This window comes from Streptomyces sp. NPDC046308 (genome assembly GCF_055588065.1).
In genome coordinates this window covers 104620-121446 of sequence record NZ_JBVJFB010000002.1, presented here as the reverse complement: position 1 = coordinate 121446, position 16827 = coordinate 104620, and the positions used below count along the sequence as shown (strand labels likewise).

Sequence of the window (16827 nt, the reverse complement as noted above, 5' to 3'; positions counted from 1 at the left end):
GCCCATTCCCAGGGCCGACGCCCTTGGCGCATGACCGGCCCACCCCGAAACACGGACACCGGTCCGGGGGATCCCGGGTGGTGCCATCCCGCATTCTTGACGGCGTTACGGCCTCGTGTCACTCAAGAGCGGGGATCGATCTCCCGCAGGAGCCCGGTGTGCACATCGAAGACGAAGCCTCGCACATCGTCCTTGTGGGGCAGGAACGGGTTCGTGCGCACCCGCTGCATGGACTGGCGGACGTCCTGGTCCACGTCCCGGAAGGCCTCGACGGCCCAGGAGGGACGCTGGCCGACCTCGTCCTCCAGCTCGTGCCGGAAGTCCTCGGTCAGACTTTCGAGACCGCAGCCGGTGTGGTGGATCAGTATCACCGTGCGGGTGCCGAGGGCCCGCTGGCTGATGGTGAGGGAGCGGATCGTGTCGTCCGTGACCACGCCTCCGGCGTTGCGGATCGTGTGACAGTCGCCGAGCTCGAGGCCGAGCGCCTTGTGGAGGTCGAGCCGGGCGTCCATGCAGGCCACGACGGCCACGTGGAGGACGGGGCGGGCGTCCATCCCGGGGTCGCTGAACTCCGCGGCGTAGCGTCGGTTCGCCTCGACCAGCCGGTCGGTGACGGATCCGCCGACGGGCGCCTCGGACGCGGACTCTGCAGGCAGGGATGCGGAAGTCGTCATGGGTACGACGTTAGTGGTCACGGCCGGTGAAGGCCTTGCGTGAGGTGGGACAAAGAACGTCAACGAGCCTTGTTGTGAGCTAACCCACAGGGGTGGGTGTGAGGCGGCCGATCGGGTGATTAGCGGCTTTTGTCGGTTCGGTCCGAGAGGCGCGGGCGGCGCGCGGGGCGGTTCGTTGACCGCGGCGACCGTTGCACTAAAGTGACGCGAACCGGCCGGAGCCCGGCCCTGAGCGGCCGCCCGGCCCCCTGGTAACACTCCGCGTGCGCGGCGCGGCGTATGCCTGCCGCGCCGTTATCTGAGAGGGCGCTTTGACTAGCGAGTCCCGACACGTCCCGGTGATGCTCCAGCGGTGCCTGGACCTGTTGGCCCCGGCGCTGGAGAGGCCCGGGGCCGTCGTCGTCGACTGCACCCTCGGCCTCGGCGGCCACAGCGAGGCCCTGCTGACCCGGTTCCCCGAGGCCCACCTGATCGGCCTCGACCGCGACAAGGAGGCCCTGCGGCTCTCCGGCGAACGCCTCGCGCCCTTCGGCGACCGGGCCACCCTCGTCCACGCGATCTACGCCGACCTCGCCGAGGTCCTCGACGGGCTCGGCATCCCGGCCGTCCAGGGCATCCTCTTCGACCTGGGCGTCTCCTCCATGCAGCTGGACGAGGCCGACCGCGGGTTCGCCTACGCGCAGGACGCGCCGCTGGACATGCGCATGGACCAGACGACGGGCATCAGCGCCGCCGAGGTCCTGAACACCTACGCGCCGGGCGAGCTCGTCCGGATCCTGCGCCAGTACGGCGAGGAGAAGCAGGCCAAGCGGATCGTGTCCGCGATCGTCCGGGAACGGGACAAGGAGCCCTTCACGAACAGCGCCCGGCTCGTGGAACTGATCCGCGACTCCCTGCCGCAGGCCGCCAAGCGCACCGGCGGCAACCCGGCGAAGCGGACCTTCCAGGCCCTGCGGATCGAGGTCAACGGCGAACTCTCGGGCCTGGAGAAGGCCATCCCGGCGGCCGTGGACCGGATCGCGGTCGGCGGCCGGATCGCGGTGCTCTCGTACCACTCGCTGGAGGACCGCCTGGTCAAGCAGGTTTTCGCGGCCGGCGCGACCTCCACGGCCCCGCCCGGGCTGCCGGTGGTACCGGAGAAGTACCAGCCCAAGCTGAAGCTGCTGACGCGCGGAGCGGAACTGCCCACCGAGGAGGAGATCGCCGAGAACCGGCGGGCCGCCCCGGCGAGGTTCCGCGGGGTCGAACGCATCCGGGAGGCGCGGCTGTGACCAGGGGCGGGAAGGTCGCCACGCTGACCCGCGGGCAGGCGGCCCGGCTCGGCCGGGCCCTCGGCGGCCGCCCGGCCCGCCCCCGCCCCGGCGGGCAGGCCGCGCGGATGCCGTTCGTCCTGCTGGTCGTGGCGCTGCTCGCCGGCGGCCTGATCAGCCTGCTGCTGCTGAACTCGGCGCTGAACGAGGGCTCCTTCCAGCTGACCAGGCTGAAGAAGGAGACCACCGCCCTCACCGACGAGGAGCAGGCGCTCCAGCGGGACGTGGACGCCTACTCGGCCCCCGACGCGCTGCAGCGGCGGGCGCAGGAGCTCGGCCTGGTGCCGGGCGGCAGCCCCGTCTTCATCGGCCCGGACGGCGAGGTCGCCGGCACCGCCGCCCCGGCCGAGGCCTCCCCGACCCCGACCCCGCCGCCGGCCCCGCCCGCCTCCCAGGCCCCGGCCGGCCCGCCCCCGGCCCAGCCCTCGCAGCAGCCCAGCCAGACCCCTGGAAGGTGACGTCGTGACCCCGATGGCAGGCGGTATCGCGGTGGCGGGGCTCCGCCCTGCGGGGCCTTTCCCCACCCCGCCCTTTCGCCTCCCCCGGACTTCGTCCGGGAGGGGCCCCCACCCGGGCTCCGCCCAGACCCCCGCCTCACACGCCGACGAGGCTGTACTTCGGTCCGGGGCGGTGGCCGCGTGAGCCCGCAGGAGCCGCCGCGGCGGCGGGTGCCGGGGCCGGCCCGGCTGCCCAGGCCGGGTGACCGGGCGCGGGCGACGGCCCGCCCGGCCTCGCGCCCGGCGACCCGGCGGCCGGCGGCGGCCAGACGGCCCCACACCATCCGGCTCGGCAGCCCCCGCCCCCGGCTGCGCCTCGTCAGCGTCGGCCTGACCCTCGTCATGCTCGCCTTCGTCGTCCGGCTGCTCCAGGTGCAGGCCGTCGACGCCTCCACCTTCTCCGCCGCGGCCTCCAAGAACCGCTACACCAGCGTCAAGCTGGCCGCCGAACGCGGCGAGATCACCGACCGCCGCGGCGTGGCCCTCGCCACCAGCGTCGACGCGTACGACATCACCGCCGACCCGAAGATGTTCACGCCGCAGGAGAGCAAGGCCCCGGACGCCCCGGCACAGGCCGCCGCCCTCCTCGCGCCCATCCTCGGCAAGGACGCCAAGGAGATCGCCGCCCGGCTGAGCACCAGGAACAGCCGCTACGTGGTCCTCGCCCAGCGCCAGACCCCGCAGGTCTGGAACCAGATCAAGGACCTCCAGCGCGTCTTCAGGGACAAGGCGGCGGCCGACAAGAAGAACAACGGCCCCGGTGCCAACGTCCTCGCCGGCGTGTTCAAGGAGGACAGCAGCAAGCGCGTGTACCCGAACGGCGACCTCGCCGCCGGGATACTGGGCTACGTCAACGCCGACGGCAAGGGCGGCGGCGGCCTGGAGTCCTCCCTCGACAAGAAGCTGTCCGGCAAGGACGGCGAGATCACCTACGCCCAGTCCGGCGGCCGCAAGGTGCCCACGGCCGGCTCCAGCGAGAAGCCCGCCGTCCCCGGCGAGGACATCGTGCTGACCATCGACCGCGACATCCAGTGGGCGGCCCAGAGCGCCATCGCCGAGCAGGTCCAGAAGTCCGAGGCCGACCGCGGGTACGTCATCGTCCAGGACACCCGCACCGGCGAGGTGCTTGCCATGGCCAACGCCCCCGGCTTCGACCCCAACGACCTGACCCGGGCCAGCTCCGCCGCCATGGGCAACGCCGCGCTCCAGGACGTGTACGAGCCCGGCTCCACCGCCAAGGTGATGTCGATGGCCGCCGTGCTGGAGGAGAAGAAGGCCACGCCCGAGACCCGCGTCGAGGTCCCCAACCGGCTGCACCGCGGCGACCGGCTGTTCAAGGACGACATCGACCACCCGACCTGGTACCTGACCCTCAACGGGGTCCTCGCCAAGTCCTCCAACATCGGCACCATCCTGGCCACCGGCCAGCTCGGGCCCACCCAGCCCGAGTCCAACAAGGTCCTGCACTCCTACCTGAGCAAGTTCGGCATCGGCCGGCCCACCGGGCTGGACTACCCCGGCGAGTCCCGCGGCATCCTCGCCAAGCCCGAGGACTGGTCCACGTCGCAGCAGTACACGATTCCTTTCGGCCAGGGCCTGTCCCTCAACGCCATGCAGGCGGCCTCCGTGTACTCGACCATCGCCAACGACGGGGTCCGCATCGAGCCGACCCTGGTGCGCGGCACCAAGGGTTCCGACGGCCGCCTCACCCCGGCCCCGGCCCCCGAGCAGCGCCGCGTGATCAGCCAGGAGACCGCCAAGACCCTCGCCGCGATGCTCGAATCCGTCGTCGACGACCAGGAGGGCACCGGCACCAAGGCGAAGATCCCCGGCTACCGGGTCGGCGGCAAGACCGGCACCTCCAACCGGGTGGATCCGGCCACCGGCCGGTACAAGGGCTACACCGCCTCCTTCGCCGGCTTCGCACCCGCGGACAACCCGCGGATCACCGTCTACTGCGCCATCCAGAACCCGACGAAGGGCAGTTACTTCGGCGGCCAGATCTGTGGCCCCATCTACAAGAAGGTCATGGAGTTCGCCCTCAAGACCCTTCAGGTCGCCCCCACGGGAACCGCCCCCGCCGGACTGCCGGTCACCTACGAACCCGGCCCGCAGCCCGCCCCGCAGCCCAGTCCGCAGCCCGGTCAGTGACCCACAGCCCGGTCGGCCCGCCAGAAAAGCGTGAGGCACCATCAGTGACAACGATCACCCCGAAACCCGGGAACCGGCCGGTTGCCGACGCCGAGGCCGGGCCCTCACTTCGCGACCGGCCCGCCGCGCCCGGTACGCTCACCGCCGTGCCCCACGCTGATCAGCCCAGAACCACCCAGAAAGACGCCCCGGCAGCGCCGCCGGGAGCGCCCAGGCCCGTGTCCGCCCGCCCGACCCCTCTGGGCGAGCTGGCCACCCTGCTGGGCATCCCGGCGCCCGCCGCGGCGCAGATCACCGGGATCACGCACGACTCCCGTGCGGTCCGCCCCGGAGACCTGTACGCGGCCCTGCCCGGAGCCAGGACGCACGGCGCCGACTTCGCCGCCCAGGCCGCCGGTCTCGGCGCCGCCGCCGTGCTGACCGACCCGGCCGGTACGGAACGCGCCGCGGCCACCGGCCTGCCGGTCCTCACGGTCGCCGACCCGCGCGGCCGGATGGGAGAGCTCGCCGCCGCGATCTACGGACGTCCCGGCGAGGACCTGCTCCAGATCGGCATCACCGGCACCTCCGGCAAGACCACCACGGCGTACCTCGTCGAGGGCGGCCTGCGCGCGGCGGGCCGCAGCACCGGACTGGTCGGCACCGTCGAGATGCGCATCGGCGACGAGCGCATCAAGTCCGAGCGGACCACCCCCGAGGCCACCGACCTCCAGGCCCTCTTCGCGGTCATGCGCGAACGCGGCGTCGAGGCCGTGGCGATGGAGGTCTCCAGCCACGCCCTGGTGCTCGGCCGCGTCGACGGCTGCGTCTTCGACGTCGCCGTCTTCAACAACCTGAGCCCGGAACACATGGAGTTCCACTCCGACATGGAGGACTACTTCCAGGCGAAGGCCGGGCTGTTCACCGCCCGCCGGGCCCGTCTGGGCGTGGTCAACCTCGACGACGAGTACGGCCGCCGCCTGGCCAAGGAGACGACGATCCCGGTCGTCACCTTCTCCGCCGCCGGCGACCCGGCCGCCGACTGGCGCGCCGAGGACGTGGTGTTCGGGCCGGCGAGCTCCACCCTGACCCTGCTGGGCCCCGAGGGACAGCGGATCCGGGCGGCCGCGCCGCTGCCCGGCCCGTTCAACGTGGCCAACACCGTCGCCGCGATCGTCACCCTCGCCGCCGCCGGCCTCGACCCGCAGACCGCCGCCGACGGCGTCGCCGCGGTCCCCGGGGTGCCCGGCCGGCTGGAGCGGGTGGACGCGGGTCAGCCCTACCTGGCCGTCGTCGACTACGCGCACAAGACGGACGCCGTGGAATCGGTCCTGCGCGCGCTGCGCGAGGTCACCGAGGGCAAGCTGCACATCGTGCTCGGCTGCGGAGGCGACCGCGACACCACCAAGCGCGCCCCGATGGGCGCCGCGGCCGCCCGGTACGCCGACGTGGCCGTCCTGACCTCCGACAACCCGCGCTCCGAGGACCCGCTCGCGATCCTCGCCGCGATGTTCGAAGGCGCCGTGTCCGTACCGCCCGCCGAGCGGGGCACCGTCCTGGTCGACCCCGACCGGGCCGCGGCCATCGCCGCGGCCGTCGCCCGCGCCCGGCCCGGCGACACCGTGCTGGTGGCGGGCAAGGGCCACGAGCAGGGCCAGGACACCGCCGGTGTCGTACGGCCCTTCGACGACCGCACCGTGCTCCGCGCCGCGATCGAGCACCAGAGCGTGCTCGACCAGGCGGCCGTGCCCGATCGAACGACTACGGTCCGACAGGCCGAGGTGAACCAGTGATCGCCCTTTCCCTCGCCGAGATCGCCGACATCACCGGCGGGCGGCCCCACGACATACCGGATCCGTCGGTGCGGATCAGCGGGCCCGTGGTCATCGACTCCCGCCAGGTGGAGGCCGGCAGCCTGTTCGCCGCCTTCGAGGGCGAGCACGTCGACGGCCACGACTACGCCGAGCGCGCGGTCGCCGCCGGAGCCGCGGCAGTCCTCGCCGCCCGGCCGGTCGGCGTGCCCGCCGTCGTCGTCCCCGACGTGCAGAAGGCGCTCGGCGCACTCGCCCGCGCCGTCGTCGAGCGGCTCGGCACCGACGTGGTGGCCCTGACCGGTTCCGCCGGCAAGACCTCCACCAAGGACCTCATCGCCCAGGTGCTCCAGACCCGCGCGCCCACGGTGTGGACACCCGGCTCCCTCAACAACGAGATCGGCCTGCCGCTCACCGCGCTCAAGGCCACCTCCGAAACCCGCCACCTGGTACTGGAGATGGGGGCCCGCGGGATCGGCCACATCGCCTACCTCACGGGCCTGACCCCGCCCCGGATCGGCGTCGTCCTCAACGTCGGCACCGCGCACATCGGCGAGTTCGGCGGCCGGGAGCAGATCGCGCAGGCCAAGGGGGAGCTGGTCGAGGCGCTGCCCGCCGCGGCGGAGGGCGGTGTCGCCGTCCTCAACGCGGACGACCTGCTGGTCCGCGCCATGGCCGGGCGCACGAAGGCCCGTACGGTGCTGTTCGGTGAGGCCGACGACGCCGACATCCGGGCCACCGAAGTCCGCATGACGGACAGGGGGCGGGCTTCCTTCACATTGCGAACACCGACCGGGTGCAGCGACGTGACCTTGCGGCTGTACGGTGAGCACCACGTGTCGAACGCGCTCGCCGCGGCCGCCGTTGCCCATGTACTGGGCATGTCCGTCGAGGAGATCGCCACCGCGCTCTCCGGGGCGGGCACGCTGTCCCGGTGGCGGATGGAGGTCACCGAGCGCGCGGACGGTGTGACGATCGTCAACGACGCCTACAACGCGAATCCCGAGTCCATGCGGGCCGCACTGCGCGCGCTCGCCGCGATGGGCGGTGCCGACAGGGCGAACGGGGGACGCACGTGGGCGGTGCTCGGCCCGATGGCCGAGCTCGGGGACGACGCGCTCGCCGAGCACGACGCGGTCGGGCGACTTGTCGTCCGGCTCAACGTGAGCAAGCTCGTCGCAGTCGGGGGCAGGGAAGCCTCCTGGCTGCAACTGGGCGCATATAACGAGGGTTCGTGGGGTGAGGAGTCGGTGCTCGTGTCCGACGCGCAGGCGGCGGTCGACCTGTTGCGCAGTGAACTGCGCCCGGGTGACGTCGTGCTGGTGAAGGCTTCCAGGTCGGCCGGTCTGGAGCGGGTGGCCCAGGCCCTGCTCGAGGGCACTGTCGAGGGCGAGGTCCCCGGCCGATGAGGCAGATCCTGTTCGCCGGTGTCATCGGCATGTTCCTCACCGTTGTCGGCACCCCGCTGCTGATCAAGCTGCTGGCCCGCAAGGGCTACGGCCAGTTCATCCGCGACGACGGCCCGCGCGGCCACGCCGGGAAGAAGGGCACGCCCACCATGGGCGGCATCTCCTTCATCCTGGCCACGCTCGTCGCGTACGCCCTGACGAAGGTCATCACCGGTGAGGCGGTGAGCTTCTCGGGCCTGCTCGTCCTCTTCCTGATGGCGGGCATGGGCCTGGTCGGCTACCTCGACGACTACATCAAGATCGTCAAGCGGCGCTCGCTCGGTCTGCGGGCCAAGGCCAAGATGTCCGGCCAGCTGATCGTCGGCATCGCCTTCGCGGTGCTCGCGCTGCAGTTCAAGGACTCGCGCGGGCTGACCCCGGCCTCCACCAAGCTGTCGTTCGTGACGGACTTCGGCTGGTCGATCGGTCCGGTGCTGTTCGTCGTCTGGGCGCTGTTCATGATCCTGGCCATGTCCAACGGCGTGAACCTGACCGACGGTCTGGACGGTCTGGCCACCGGCGCCGCCGTGATGGTCTTCGGCGCCTACACCTTCATCGGCGTCTGGCAGTTCCAGGAGTCCTGCGTCAACGCGCAGACCCTGCCCAGCCCGAACGCCTGCTTCGAGGTGCGCGACCCGCTGGACCTCGCGGTGGTCGCCTCCGCCCTGATGGGCGCCTGCTTCGGCTTCCTGTGGTGGAACACCTCGCCCGCCAAGATCTTCATGGGTGACACCGGCTCGCTGGCCCTCGGCGGCGCGCTCGCCGGTCTCGCGATCTGCTCCCGCACGGAGTTCCTGATCGCCCTGCTCGGCGGCCTCTTCGTCCTCATCACCATGTCGGTCGTCATCCAGGTCGGCTCGTTCAAGATGACCGGGAAGCGCGTCTTCCGGATGGCTCCGCTGCAGCACCACTTCGAACTCAAGGGGTGGTCCGAAGTCCTTGTGGTGGTCCGCTTCTGGATCATCCAGGGCATGTGCGTGATCGTGGGTCTCGGTCTCTTCTACGCGGGATGGGCAGCCGACAAGTGACCTCCTGGCAGGGCAAGAACATCACCGTGGCCGGTCTCGGCGTGAGTGGCATCAGTGCCGCCCGCGCCCTGGCCGGCCTCGGCGCCGTCGTGACCGTCGTCGACGGCGGCGACGGCGAGGGCCACCGGGCCCGCGCCGCCGAACTGGGCGAGCTGGGGATCTCCGTACGCCTCGCGGACGCCGAGACCCTCCCCGAGGGCACCGAGCTGGTCGTCACCTCGCCCGGCTGGAAGCCCGACAGCCCGCTGTTCGCGGCCGCCGCCGCCGCGGGTGTGGACGTCGTCGGTGACGTCGAGATCGCCTGGCGGCTGCGCGGCGAGAACGCCGCCCCCTGGCTCGCCATCACCGGGACGAACGGCAAGACCACCACCACCCAGATGCTGGCGTCGATCCTGAAGGCCGCCGGTCTGCGCACCGCCGCGGTCGGCAACATCGGCACCCCCATCATCGACGTGGTGCTCGGCGAGCAGCAGTACGACGTGCTCGCCGTGGAACTCTCCAGCTACCAGCTGCACTGGGCGCCCTCGCTGCGCGTCCACTCGGGCGCCGTGCTCAACCTGGCCCCGGACCACCTCGACTGGCACGGCTCGATGGAGGCGTACGCCGCCGACAAGGGCCGCATCTACGAGGGCAACACGGTGGCCTGCGTCTACAACGTCGCCGACCCCGCCACCGAGAAGCTCGTCGAGAACGCCGACGTCGAAGAGGGCTGCCGGGCGATCGGCTTCACCCTCGGCGCCCCCGGCCCCTCGATGCTCGGCGTCGTCGACGGCATCCTCGTCGACCGCGCCTTCGTGGAGAACCGGCAGAAGAACGCCCAGGAGCTCGCCGAGGTCAAGGACGTCAACCCGCCCGCCCCGCACAACATCGCCAACGCGCTCGCCGCGGCGGCCCTGGCCCGCGCCTTCGGCGTGGAGCCGCGCGCGGTCCGCGACGGCCTGCGCGACTTCCGCCCCGACGCCCACCGCGTCGCGCACGTGGACGAGGTCGGCGGGGTCACGTACGTCGACGACTCCAAGGCCACCAACACGCACGCGGCCGAGGCCTCGCTGGCCGCCTTCGAGCCGGTCGTGTGGATCGCCGGCGGCCTCGCCAAGGGCGCGACCTTCGACGAGCTCGTGCAGAAGTCGGCGAAGCGGATGCGCGGGGTGGTGCTGATCGGCGCCGACCGGGCGCTGATCGCCGAGGCGCTGGCGCGACACGCCCCCGAGGTCCCGGTCGTCGACCTCGACCGGACCGACACTGGGGCGATGCTCGCAGCGGTCCGGGAGGCGGCCGCGCTCGCCGAGCCCGGCGACACGGTCCTGCTGGCACCTGCCTGTGCCTCGATGGACATGTTCGCGAACTACAACAAGCGTGGGGACGCATTCGCCGAAGCGGTGCGCGAACTGGCCGCCGAGAGCGCCGCGGACACGGTCTAGGCCGGGGCTCCGGGGCAGGTTCCCTCCGGCCGGCTGCTCGCCTCGTACGAGTGGAGGGGAAGGTCACAGATGCCGGCCAAGCAGATGCTGCCGGGGCGGCGGCCGTCCGCCGTGAAGGCGCAGGGCCGCAAACGGCCCGTGGTGCGGGTGAAGCGGCCCGCGGGGCGCGGGCCGCTGGCCGGGCTGCGGCGTACGCAGGGGCAGTTGCGCAAGGCCTGGGACCGTCCACTCACGGCCTATTACCTGATTTTCGGCAGTTCGCTGCTCATCACCGTGCTCGGCCTGGTGATGGTGTACTCGGCCTCCATGATCAAGGCCCTCCAGCTCGGCCTCGGTGACGCGTACTTCTTCAAGAAGCAGTTCCTCGCGGCGCTCATCGGCACCGGACTGCTGCTGGTCGCCTCCCGCATGCCGGTCAAGCTGCACCGGGCGCTGTCCTATCCGGTGCTCGCCGGCACGCTCTTCCTGATGGTCCTGGTCCAGGTCCCCGGGATAGGAGTGTCGATCAACGGCAACCAGAACTGGATCTCCCTCGGCGGTCCGTTCATGTTGCAGCCCAGTGAGTTCGGCAAGCTGGCACTGATCCTGTGGGGCGCCGACCTCCTGGCGCGCAAGGGCGACAAGGAGCTGCTCAGCCAGTGGAAGCACTTGCTGGTGCCGCTGGTCCCGGTGGCCTTCCTGCTGCTCGGGCTGATCATGCTGGGCGGGGACATGGGCACCGCGATGATCCTCGGTGCCATCCTGTTCGGCCTGCTCTGGCTCGCGGGCGCCCCGACCCGGATGTTCGTCGGGGTGCTGGCCTTCGCGGGTGCGATCGTCGCCCTGCTCATCAAGACCAGCCCGCACCGGATGGACCGGCTGGAGTGCCTCGGTGCGACAGACCCGGGCAAGAACGACCTTTGCTGGCAGGCCGTGCACGGGATCTACGCCCTCGCCTCGGGCGGATGGTTCGGTTCCGGCCTGGGCGCAAGTGTGGAAAAATGGGGGCAACTACCCGAAGCCCACACCGACTTCATCTTCGCCATCACCGGGGAGGAACTGGGTCTCGCGGGGACGCTGTCGGTGCTCGCCCTGTTCGCGGCTCTAGGCTATGCGGGTATCCGCGTGGCCGGACGCACGGAGGACTCCTTCGTACGGTTTGCCGCGGGAGGCGTGACCACCTGGATCACGGCCCAGGCCGTGATCAACATCGGTGCGGTGCTCGGCCTGCTGCCGATCGCCGGAGTCCCGCTCCCGCTGTTCTCCTACGGGGGGTCGGCCCTGCTGCCGACCATGTTCGCGGTCGGACTGCTCATCGCCTTCGCGCGTGAGGAGCCGGCGGCGCGCGCGGCCCTCGCGATGCGACAGCCGAAGACCGGCTGGTGGCGGACCGGGGTGAGATGGAAGTCGATGAGACGGCGCGTCAAGAAGCGTCCGTCCGGAGAGCGGTGAATTTCGGTGCATGTCGTACTCGCCGGTGGGGGGACCGCCGGCCACATCGAGCCGGCGCTCGCCCTCGCGGACGCCCTGCGCAGGCAGGACCCTTCAGTGGGCATCACCGCCCTCGGCACCGAGCGCGGGCTGGAGACCCGCCTGGTGCCGGAACGCGGCTACGAGCTCGGGCTGATCCCCGCCGTGCCGCTGCCCCGCAAGCCGACCCCCGAACTGATCACCGTCCCCGGACGGCTGCGCGGCACCATCAAGGCCGCGGAGGAGATCCTCATCCGCACCAAGGCCGACTGCGTCGTCGGTTTCGGCGGCTACGTGGCCCTGCCCGGCTATCTCGCGGCCAAGCGGCTCGGGGTGCCGATCATCGTCCACGAGGCCAACGCCCGGCCCGGACTCGCCAACAAGATCGGCTCCCGCTACGCGCACGCCGTCGCGGTCTCCACCCCCGACAGCAAGCTGCGCGGCGCCCGCTACGTGGGCATCCCGCTGCGCCGCACCATCTCCACCCTCGACCGGGCCGCGGTCCGCCCGGAGGCGCGCGCCGCCTTCGGCCTGGACCCCAACCTGCCGACGCTGCTGGTCTCCGGCGGCTCACAGGGCGCCCGCCGGCTCAACGAGACGATCCAGCAGGCCGCTCCGACCCTGCAGCGCTCCGGCGTCCAGATCCTGCACGCCGTCGGCCCGAAGAACGAACTGCCGCGTGTCGACAACATGCCCGGGATGCCGCCGTATGTACCGGTACCGTACGTGGACCGGATGGATCTCGCGTACGCCGCCGCCGACATGATGCTGTGCCGCGCGGGTGCGATGACCGTTGCCGAACTCTCCGCCGTCGGGCTCCCCGCCGCCTACGTCCCGCTGCCGATCGGCAACGGCGAACAGCGGCTCAACGCCCAGCCGGTGGTCAAGGCCGGCGGCGGCCTCCTCGTGGACGACGCGGAACTGACGCCCGAGTGGGTGCTCGGCCAGGTCCTCCCGGTGCTGTCCGACCCGCACCGCCTCTACGAGATGTCCCGCGCCGCCGGTGAGTTCGGCCGGCGCGACGCCGACGAACTGCTGGTCGGCATGGTGTACGAGGCGATCGCAGCCCACCGCAACCGCTGACGCGGAGCCCAGACGCAGGAGGCACAGGAGTGGCCGGAGCGACGACCGCACAGCGCGGCACCCCTGGTCCCGGCGGGTCCGGCCGGCCCGCCCGCAAGGGCACCGGCTCTGCCACACCGCCCAAGCCCCCCAAGTCCGGCAAGTCCGCGCAGCGGTCCGGCCCGCAGGGCCCCGGCGCACGCCTGCGCTGGGGCCCCGTGCTCGCCTCCCTCGCCGGCGCGGTGCTCCTCGTCGCGGGCGGGATCTGGGCGCTCTACGGCTCCTCCTGGCTCCGCGTCGAGAAGGTCACCGCCACCGGCACGGAGGTGCTCACCCCCGAGCAGGTCCTCTCGGCCGCGGCCGTGCCCGTCGGCGCGCCCCTGGTGAGCGTGGACACCGACGAGATCGAGAGCCGCGTCCGCGGCCGGCTGCCCCGCATCGATTCGGTCGATGTGGTGCGGGCCTGGCCGCACGGCATCGGGCTGAAAGTGACGGAACGCAAACCTGTCCTGCTCATCAAAAAGGACGCCAACTTCGTCGAAGTGGACGCTTCGGGTGTGCGATTCGACACGGTTCCGAAAGCACCGGCGGGCGTTCCGGTCCTCGAATTGAACGCCGCACGATCCCCGAGCGCCCGTCGCTTCGACGAGGAACGGCTGCTGCACGAGGCCGTCCGCGTCGCCGGCGCCCTCCCGGAACCGGTCGCCAGGGAAACCGTGCAGGTCAAGGTGGGTTCCTATGATTCCGTGGTCCTGGAGCTCACGAGGGGCCGCTCCGTGACGTGGGGGAGCGGTGAACAGAGCCAGGCGAAGGGGCGTGCGCTGACCGCTTTGCTGAAAGCCGCGCCCAAGGCCGGTCACTTCGACGTGAGCGTCCCCACCGCCCCCGCGGTGTCCGGGAGTTGACTCCCGGTCGAACGACGACGCACCCTGGTTGGCCAGCGATACGGGTGATCACATAGGGTGAAAAGAAAAACGGGAGGTTCGGCGTGTTCGTTGAACACGCGCTACTTGTCGACTTAGTGTCCTGTTCGGAAGAGTCCAAGGAACAGACACACCCCTAACCCTAAACTTCAGGGTGAGGGTTCGGGTCGGCGCGTTCGGACCGTCCCTATTTCGGCATCAGTCGTCGCAACGCAGGCCCGCGAGGCGGCGACACGTAACTCGAGGCGAGAGGCCTTCGACGTGGCAGCACCGCAGAACTACCTCGCAGTCATCAAGGTCATCGGTGTCGGCGGCGGTGGTGTCAATGCCATCAACCGAATGATCGAGGTCGGTCTCAAGGGCGTCGAGTTCATCGCCATCAACACGGACGCCCAGGCGCTGTTGATGAGCGACGCCGACGTCAAGCTCGACGTCGGCCGTGAACTCACCCGTGGCCTCGGCGCCGGCGCCAACCCGGCCGTCGGCCGCAAGGCGGCAGAGGACCACCGCGAGGAGATCGAGGAGGTCCTCAAGGGGGCCGACATGGTCTTCGTCACCGCCGGTGAAGGCGGCGGCACCGGCACCGGCGGCGCACCCGTCGTCGCCAACATCGCGCGCTCGCTGGGCGCCCTGACGATCGGTGTGGTCACCCGGCCGTTCACCTTCGAGGGCCGGCGCCGCGCGAACCAGGCGGAGGACGGCATCGCCGAGCTCCGCGAAGAGGTCGACACCCTCATCGTCATCCCGAACGACCGACTGCTGTCCATCTCGGACCGCCAGGTCAGCGTGCTCGACGCCTTCAAGTCGGCCGACCAGGTCCTGCTCTCGGGCGTCCAGGGCATCACCGACCTCATCACCACCCCGGGTCTGATCAACCTCGACTTCGCCGACGTCAAGTCCGTGATGTCCGAGGCCGGCTCGGCCCTGATGGGCATCGGCTCGGCCCGCGGCGACGACCGCGCGGTGGCCGCGGCCGAGATGGCGATCTCCTCGCCGCTGCTGGAGGCGTCCATCGACGGCGCCCGCGGCGTGCTGCTCTCCATCTCCGGCGGCTCGGACCTCGGTCTCTTCGAGATCAACGAGGCCGCGCAGCTGGTGAGCGAGGCCGCCCACCCCGAGGCGAACATCATCTTTGGCGCCGTCATCGACGACGCGCTCGGCGACGAGGTACGGGTCACCGTCATCGCGGCCGGGTTCGACGGCGGACAGCCCCCGGCCCGCCGGGACAACGTCATCGGCGCGGCGTCCACCAAGCGCGAGGAGCCGGCCCCGGCTCCGGTCCGCGCCGCCGAGCCGGCCCGCCCGGCCTTCGGCGGACTCGGCACGGTCACCCCGCGCGAGGACCCCCCGGCTCCGGTCGAGCCGGCCCCGGTCGAGACCCAGGCCCCCGCGCCGCAGGTCCCCACGGCCCGCCCGTACCAGGACAGCCCGGCCGAGGAACTGGACGTCCCGGACTTCTTGAAGTGACACCGGAGCAGCACCACGTGGGCGGCGCCCACTTCGCCTTCACCGACAGGTGGGGCGGGGTGAGCGCCGTTCCGTACGAAGAGCTCAACCTCGGCGGCGCGGTCGGAGACGACCCGGCCGCCGTTCTCGCGAACCGGGCACGGGCCGCGGAGTCCCTGGGGCTCGCCCCGGACCGGGTGGTCTGGATGAACCAGGTGCACGGCCGCGACGTCGCCGTGGTGGACGGGCCCTGGGGTCCGCACGAGCAGATCCCCGCGGTGGACGCGCTGGTGACCGCACGTCGGGGGCTCGCCCTCGCGGTGCTCACCGCCGACTGCACGCCCGTCCTGCTGGCGGATCCGGTCGCCGGGGTCGCCGGGGCCGCCCACGCCGGACGGCCGGGACTGGTCGCCGGGGTGGTGCCCGCGGCCGTCGAGGCGATGGTCTCCCTCGGCGCCGAACCCGGGCGGATCATCGCCGTTACCGGACCCGCGGTCTGCGGACACTGCTACGAGGTGCCCGCGGACATGCGGGAGGCGGTGGCCGAAGTGGTGCCCGCCGCCCGGGCCGAGACCAGCTGGGGGACACCGGCCGTGGACGTGGTCGCCGGAGTGCACGCGCAGCTCGCGGAGGCGGGGGTGGTGAACAGCCGCCGCTCCCCGGTCTGCACACTGGAGTCGCGGGACCACTTCTCGTACCGCCGAGACCGGGTGACCGGGCGGCTCGCCGGATATGTCTGGTTGACGGAGTCTTCCGGGGGGACGCCCTCCGGATCCGCGGGGGGAAAGCAGAATGACGGATCGTAAGTCCGAGATCGCCGAGAACCTGGCGCGGGTCGAGGAACGCATCTCGTCCGCGTGCGCGGCGGCCGGCCGGGCGCGGGACGAGGTGACGCTCATCGTGGTCACCAAGACCTATCCCGCGAGCGACGTACGACTGCTGGCGGACCTGGGCGTCCGTCATGTTGCGGAGAATCGCGACCAAGACGCCGCCCCCAAGGCCGCGGCCTGCGCGGATCTGCCGCTCAGCTGGCACTTCGTCGGCCAGTTGCAGACGAACAAAGTCCGTTCCGTGGCGGGATACGCGCATGTGGTGCAGTCGGTCGACCGCCCCAGGCTCGTGACCGCCCTCTCGGCCGCCGCCTCGAACGCCGGACGGGAACTCGGCTGCCTCGTGCAGATCGCCCTCGACGCCGAGTCGGGGGAGCGCGGGGCCCGGGGCGGCGCGGCGCCGGAGCAGCTCGCGGAGTTGGCGGACCTCGTAGCCGGGGCACCGGGACTGCGGATCGACGGACTGATGACCGTCGCCCCGCTGGCCGGCCCCTACGCGGGACGCGAACAGGCCGCCTTCGAGCGGTTGATGGAATTGTCATCCCGCATGCGCGCGGACCATCCTGCTGCCACGATGGTGTCGGCCGGGATGAGCGCAGACCTGGAACAGGCCGTTGCGGCCGGTGCGACACATGTACGCGTCGGCACTGCGGTACTCGGCGCGAGACCCCGGCTCGGGTAACGTCGCGAAGAAAGTCGGACCACAGCAGAAAATATGGTCATTCCCGCCGATGAGCGGGCAGACCACGTGGATCGCGGGCAGTTGGTGACATTCGTGACACGGCGGCACCTGCGACA

14 protein-coding genes are annotated in these 16827 nt (G+C 71.6%); 13 read left to right on the top strand and 1 reads right to left on the bottom strand.

What is annotated here, in order from left to right:
- Positions 1–122 precede the first annotated feature (122 nt).
- Positions 123–674, bottom strand: coding sequence for a beta-class carbonic anhydrase (locus ACZ6JT_RS07995; RefSeq protein ID WP_469208458.1), 552 nt, complete (start codon positions 672–674; stop codon positions 123–125).
- A gap of 341 nt (positions 675–1015) precedes the next feature.
- Between ACZ6JT_RS07995 and rsmH the strand changes: the two genes are divergently transcribed.
- The 13 genes from rsmH (at position 1016) to ACZ6JT_RS07930 (ending at position 16711) form a co-directional block, all read left to right on the top strand.
- Positions 1016–1945 (top strand): 16S rRNA (cytosine(1402)-N(4))-methyltransferase RsmH, encoded by a 930-nt coding sequence (gene rsmH, locus ACZ6JT_RS07990; protein WP_030707351.1) that lies wholly within the window; start codon positions 1016–1018, stop codon positions 1943–1945.
- Positions 1942–2442, top strand: a complete 501-nt coding sequence (gene ftsL / locus ACZ6JT_RS07985) for a cell division protein FtsL (RefSeq protein ID WP_469208456.1) — start codon at positions 1942–1944, stop codon at positions 2440–2442. Before rsmH ends, ftsL begins: the two co-directional genes overlap by 4 nt.
- A 180-nt stretch (positions 2443–2622) precedes the next feature.
- Entirely contained in the window at positions 2623–4632 is a 2010-nt protein-coding gene (locus tag ACZ6JT_RS07980) for a peptidoglycan D,D-transpeptidase FtsI family protein (RefSeq protein ID WP_469208454.1), read from the top strand.
- A gap of 44 nt (positions 4633–4676) precedes the next feature.
- The gene (locus ACZ6JT_RS07975) at positions 4677–6404 is read left to right on the top strand and encodes a UDP-N-acetylmuramoyl-L-alanyl-D-glutamate--2,6-diaminopimelate ligase (protein ID WP_469208452.1); all 1728 of its coding nucleotides are present in this window, start codon (positions 4677–4679) and stop codon (positions 6402–6404) included.
- The gene (locus tag ACZ6JT_RS07970) at positions 6401–7831 is read left to right on the top strand and encodes a UDP-N-acetylmuramoyl-tripeptide--D-alanyl-D-alanine ligase (RefSeq protein WP_469208450.1); all 1431 of its coding nucleotides are present in this window, start codon (positions 6401–6403) and stop codon (positions 7829–7831) included. Before ACZ6JT_RS07975 ends, ACZ6JT_RS07970 begins: the two co-directional genes overlap by 4 nt.
- Positions 7828–8898: a phospho-N-acetylmuramoyl-pentapeptide-transferase gene (mraY, locus tag ACZ6JT_RS07965; protein WP_030707344.1), complete on the top strand. Its 1071-nt coding sequence runs from the start codon at positions 7828–7830 to the stop codon at positions 8896–8898. The genes ACZ6JT_RS07970 and mraY overlap by 4 nt, the downstream gene beginning before the upstream one ends.
- Positions 8880–10319, top strand: coding sequence for a UDP-N-acetylmuramoyl-L-alanine--D-glutamate ligase (gene murD, locus ACZ6JT_RS07960; RefSeq protein WP_469208447.1), 1440 nt, complete (start codon positions 8880–8882; stop codon positions 10317–10319). The genes mraY and murD overlap by 19 nt, the downstream gene beginning before the upstream one ends.
- Positions 10320–10388: 69 nt before the next feature.
- Positions 10389–11750 (top strand): putative lipid II flippase FtsW, encoded by a 1362-nt coding sequence (gene ftsW, locus ACZ6JT_RS07955; RefSeq protein WP_469208445.1) that lies wholly within the window; start codon positions 10389–10391, stop codon positions 11748–11750.
- A 6-nt stretch (positions 11751–11756) separates the two neighbouring features.
- Positions 11757–12851, top strand: coding sequence for an undecaprenyldiphospho-muramoylpentapeptide beta-N-acetylglucosaminyltransferase (gene murG, locus ACZ6JT_RS07950; RefSeq protein WP_469208443.1), 1095 nt, complete (start codon positions 11757–11759; stop codon positions 12849–12851).
- A 29-nt stretch (positions 12852–12880) separates the two neighbouring features.
- Positions 12881–13735 (top strand): cell division protein FtsQ/DivIB, encoded by an 855-nt coding sequence (locus tag ACZ6JT_RS07945; protein WP_469208441.1) that lies wholly within the window; start codon positions 12881–12883, stop codon positions 13733–13735.
- 279 nt (positions 13736–14014) lie between these two features.
- Entirely contained in the window at positions 14015–15220 is a 1206-nt protein-coding gene (gene ftsZ, locus ACZ6JT_RS07940) for a cell division protein FtsZ (protein WP_327413503.1), read from the top strand.
- Positions 15217–16005, top strand: coding sequence for a peptidoglycan editing factor PgeF (pgeF, locus tag ACZ6JT_RS07935; protein WP_469208439.1), 789 nt, complete (start codon positions 15217–15219; stop codon positions 16003–16005). Before ftsZ ends, pgeF begins: the two co-directional genes overlap by 4 nt.
- Positions 15992–16711, top strand: coding sequence for a YggS family pyridoxal phosphate-dependent enzyme (locus ACZ6JT_RS07930; protein WP_469208437.1), 720 nt, complete (start codon positions 15992–15994; stop codon positions 16709–16711). The genes pgeF and ACZ6JT_RS07930 overlap by 14 nt, the downstream gene beginning before the upstream one ends.
- Positions 16712–16827: the final 116 nt, after the last annotated feature.

Excerpts from the sequence above, each read along its gene's own strand:
- murD (WP_469208447.1), top strand. The coding sequence starts at position 8,880 with ATGGGCAGCCGACAAGTGACCTCCTGGCAGGGCAAGAACATCACCGTG.
- mraY (WP_030707344.1), top strand. The coding sequence starts at position 7,828 with ATGAGGCAGATCCTGTTCGCCGGTGTCATCGGCATGTTCCTCACCGTT.
- ACZ6JT_RS07995 (WP_469208458.1), bottom strand. The coding sequence starts at position 674 with ATGACGACTTCCGCATCCCTGCCTGCAGAGTCCGCGTCCGAGGCGCCC.
- rsmH (WP_030707351.1), top strand. The coding sequence starts at position 1,016 with ATGCTCCAGCGGTGCCTGGACCTGTTGGCCCCGGCGCTGGAGAGGCCC.
- ftsW (WP_469208445.1), top strand. The coding sequence starts at position 10,389 with ATGCCGGCCAAGCAGATGCTGCCGGGGCGGCGGCCGTCCGCCGTGAAG.
- ACZ6JT_RS07930 (WP_469208437.1), top strand. The coding sequence starts at position 15,992 with ATGACGGATCGTAAGTCCGAGATCGCCGAGAACCTGGCGCGGGTCGAG.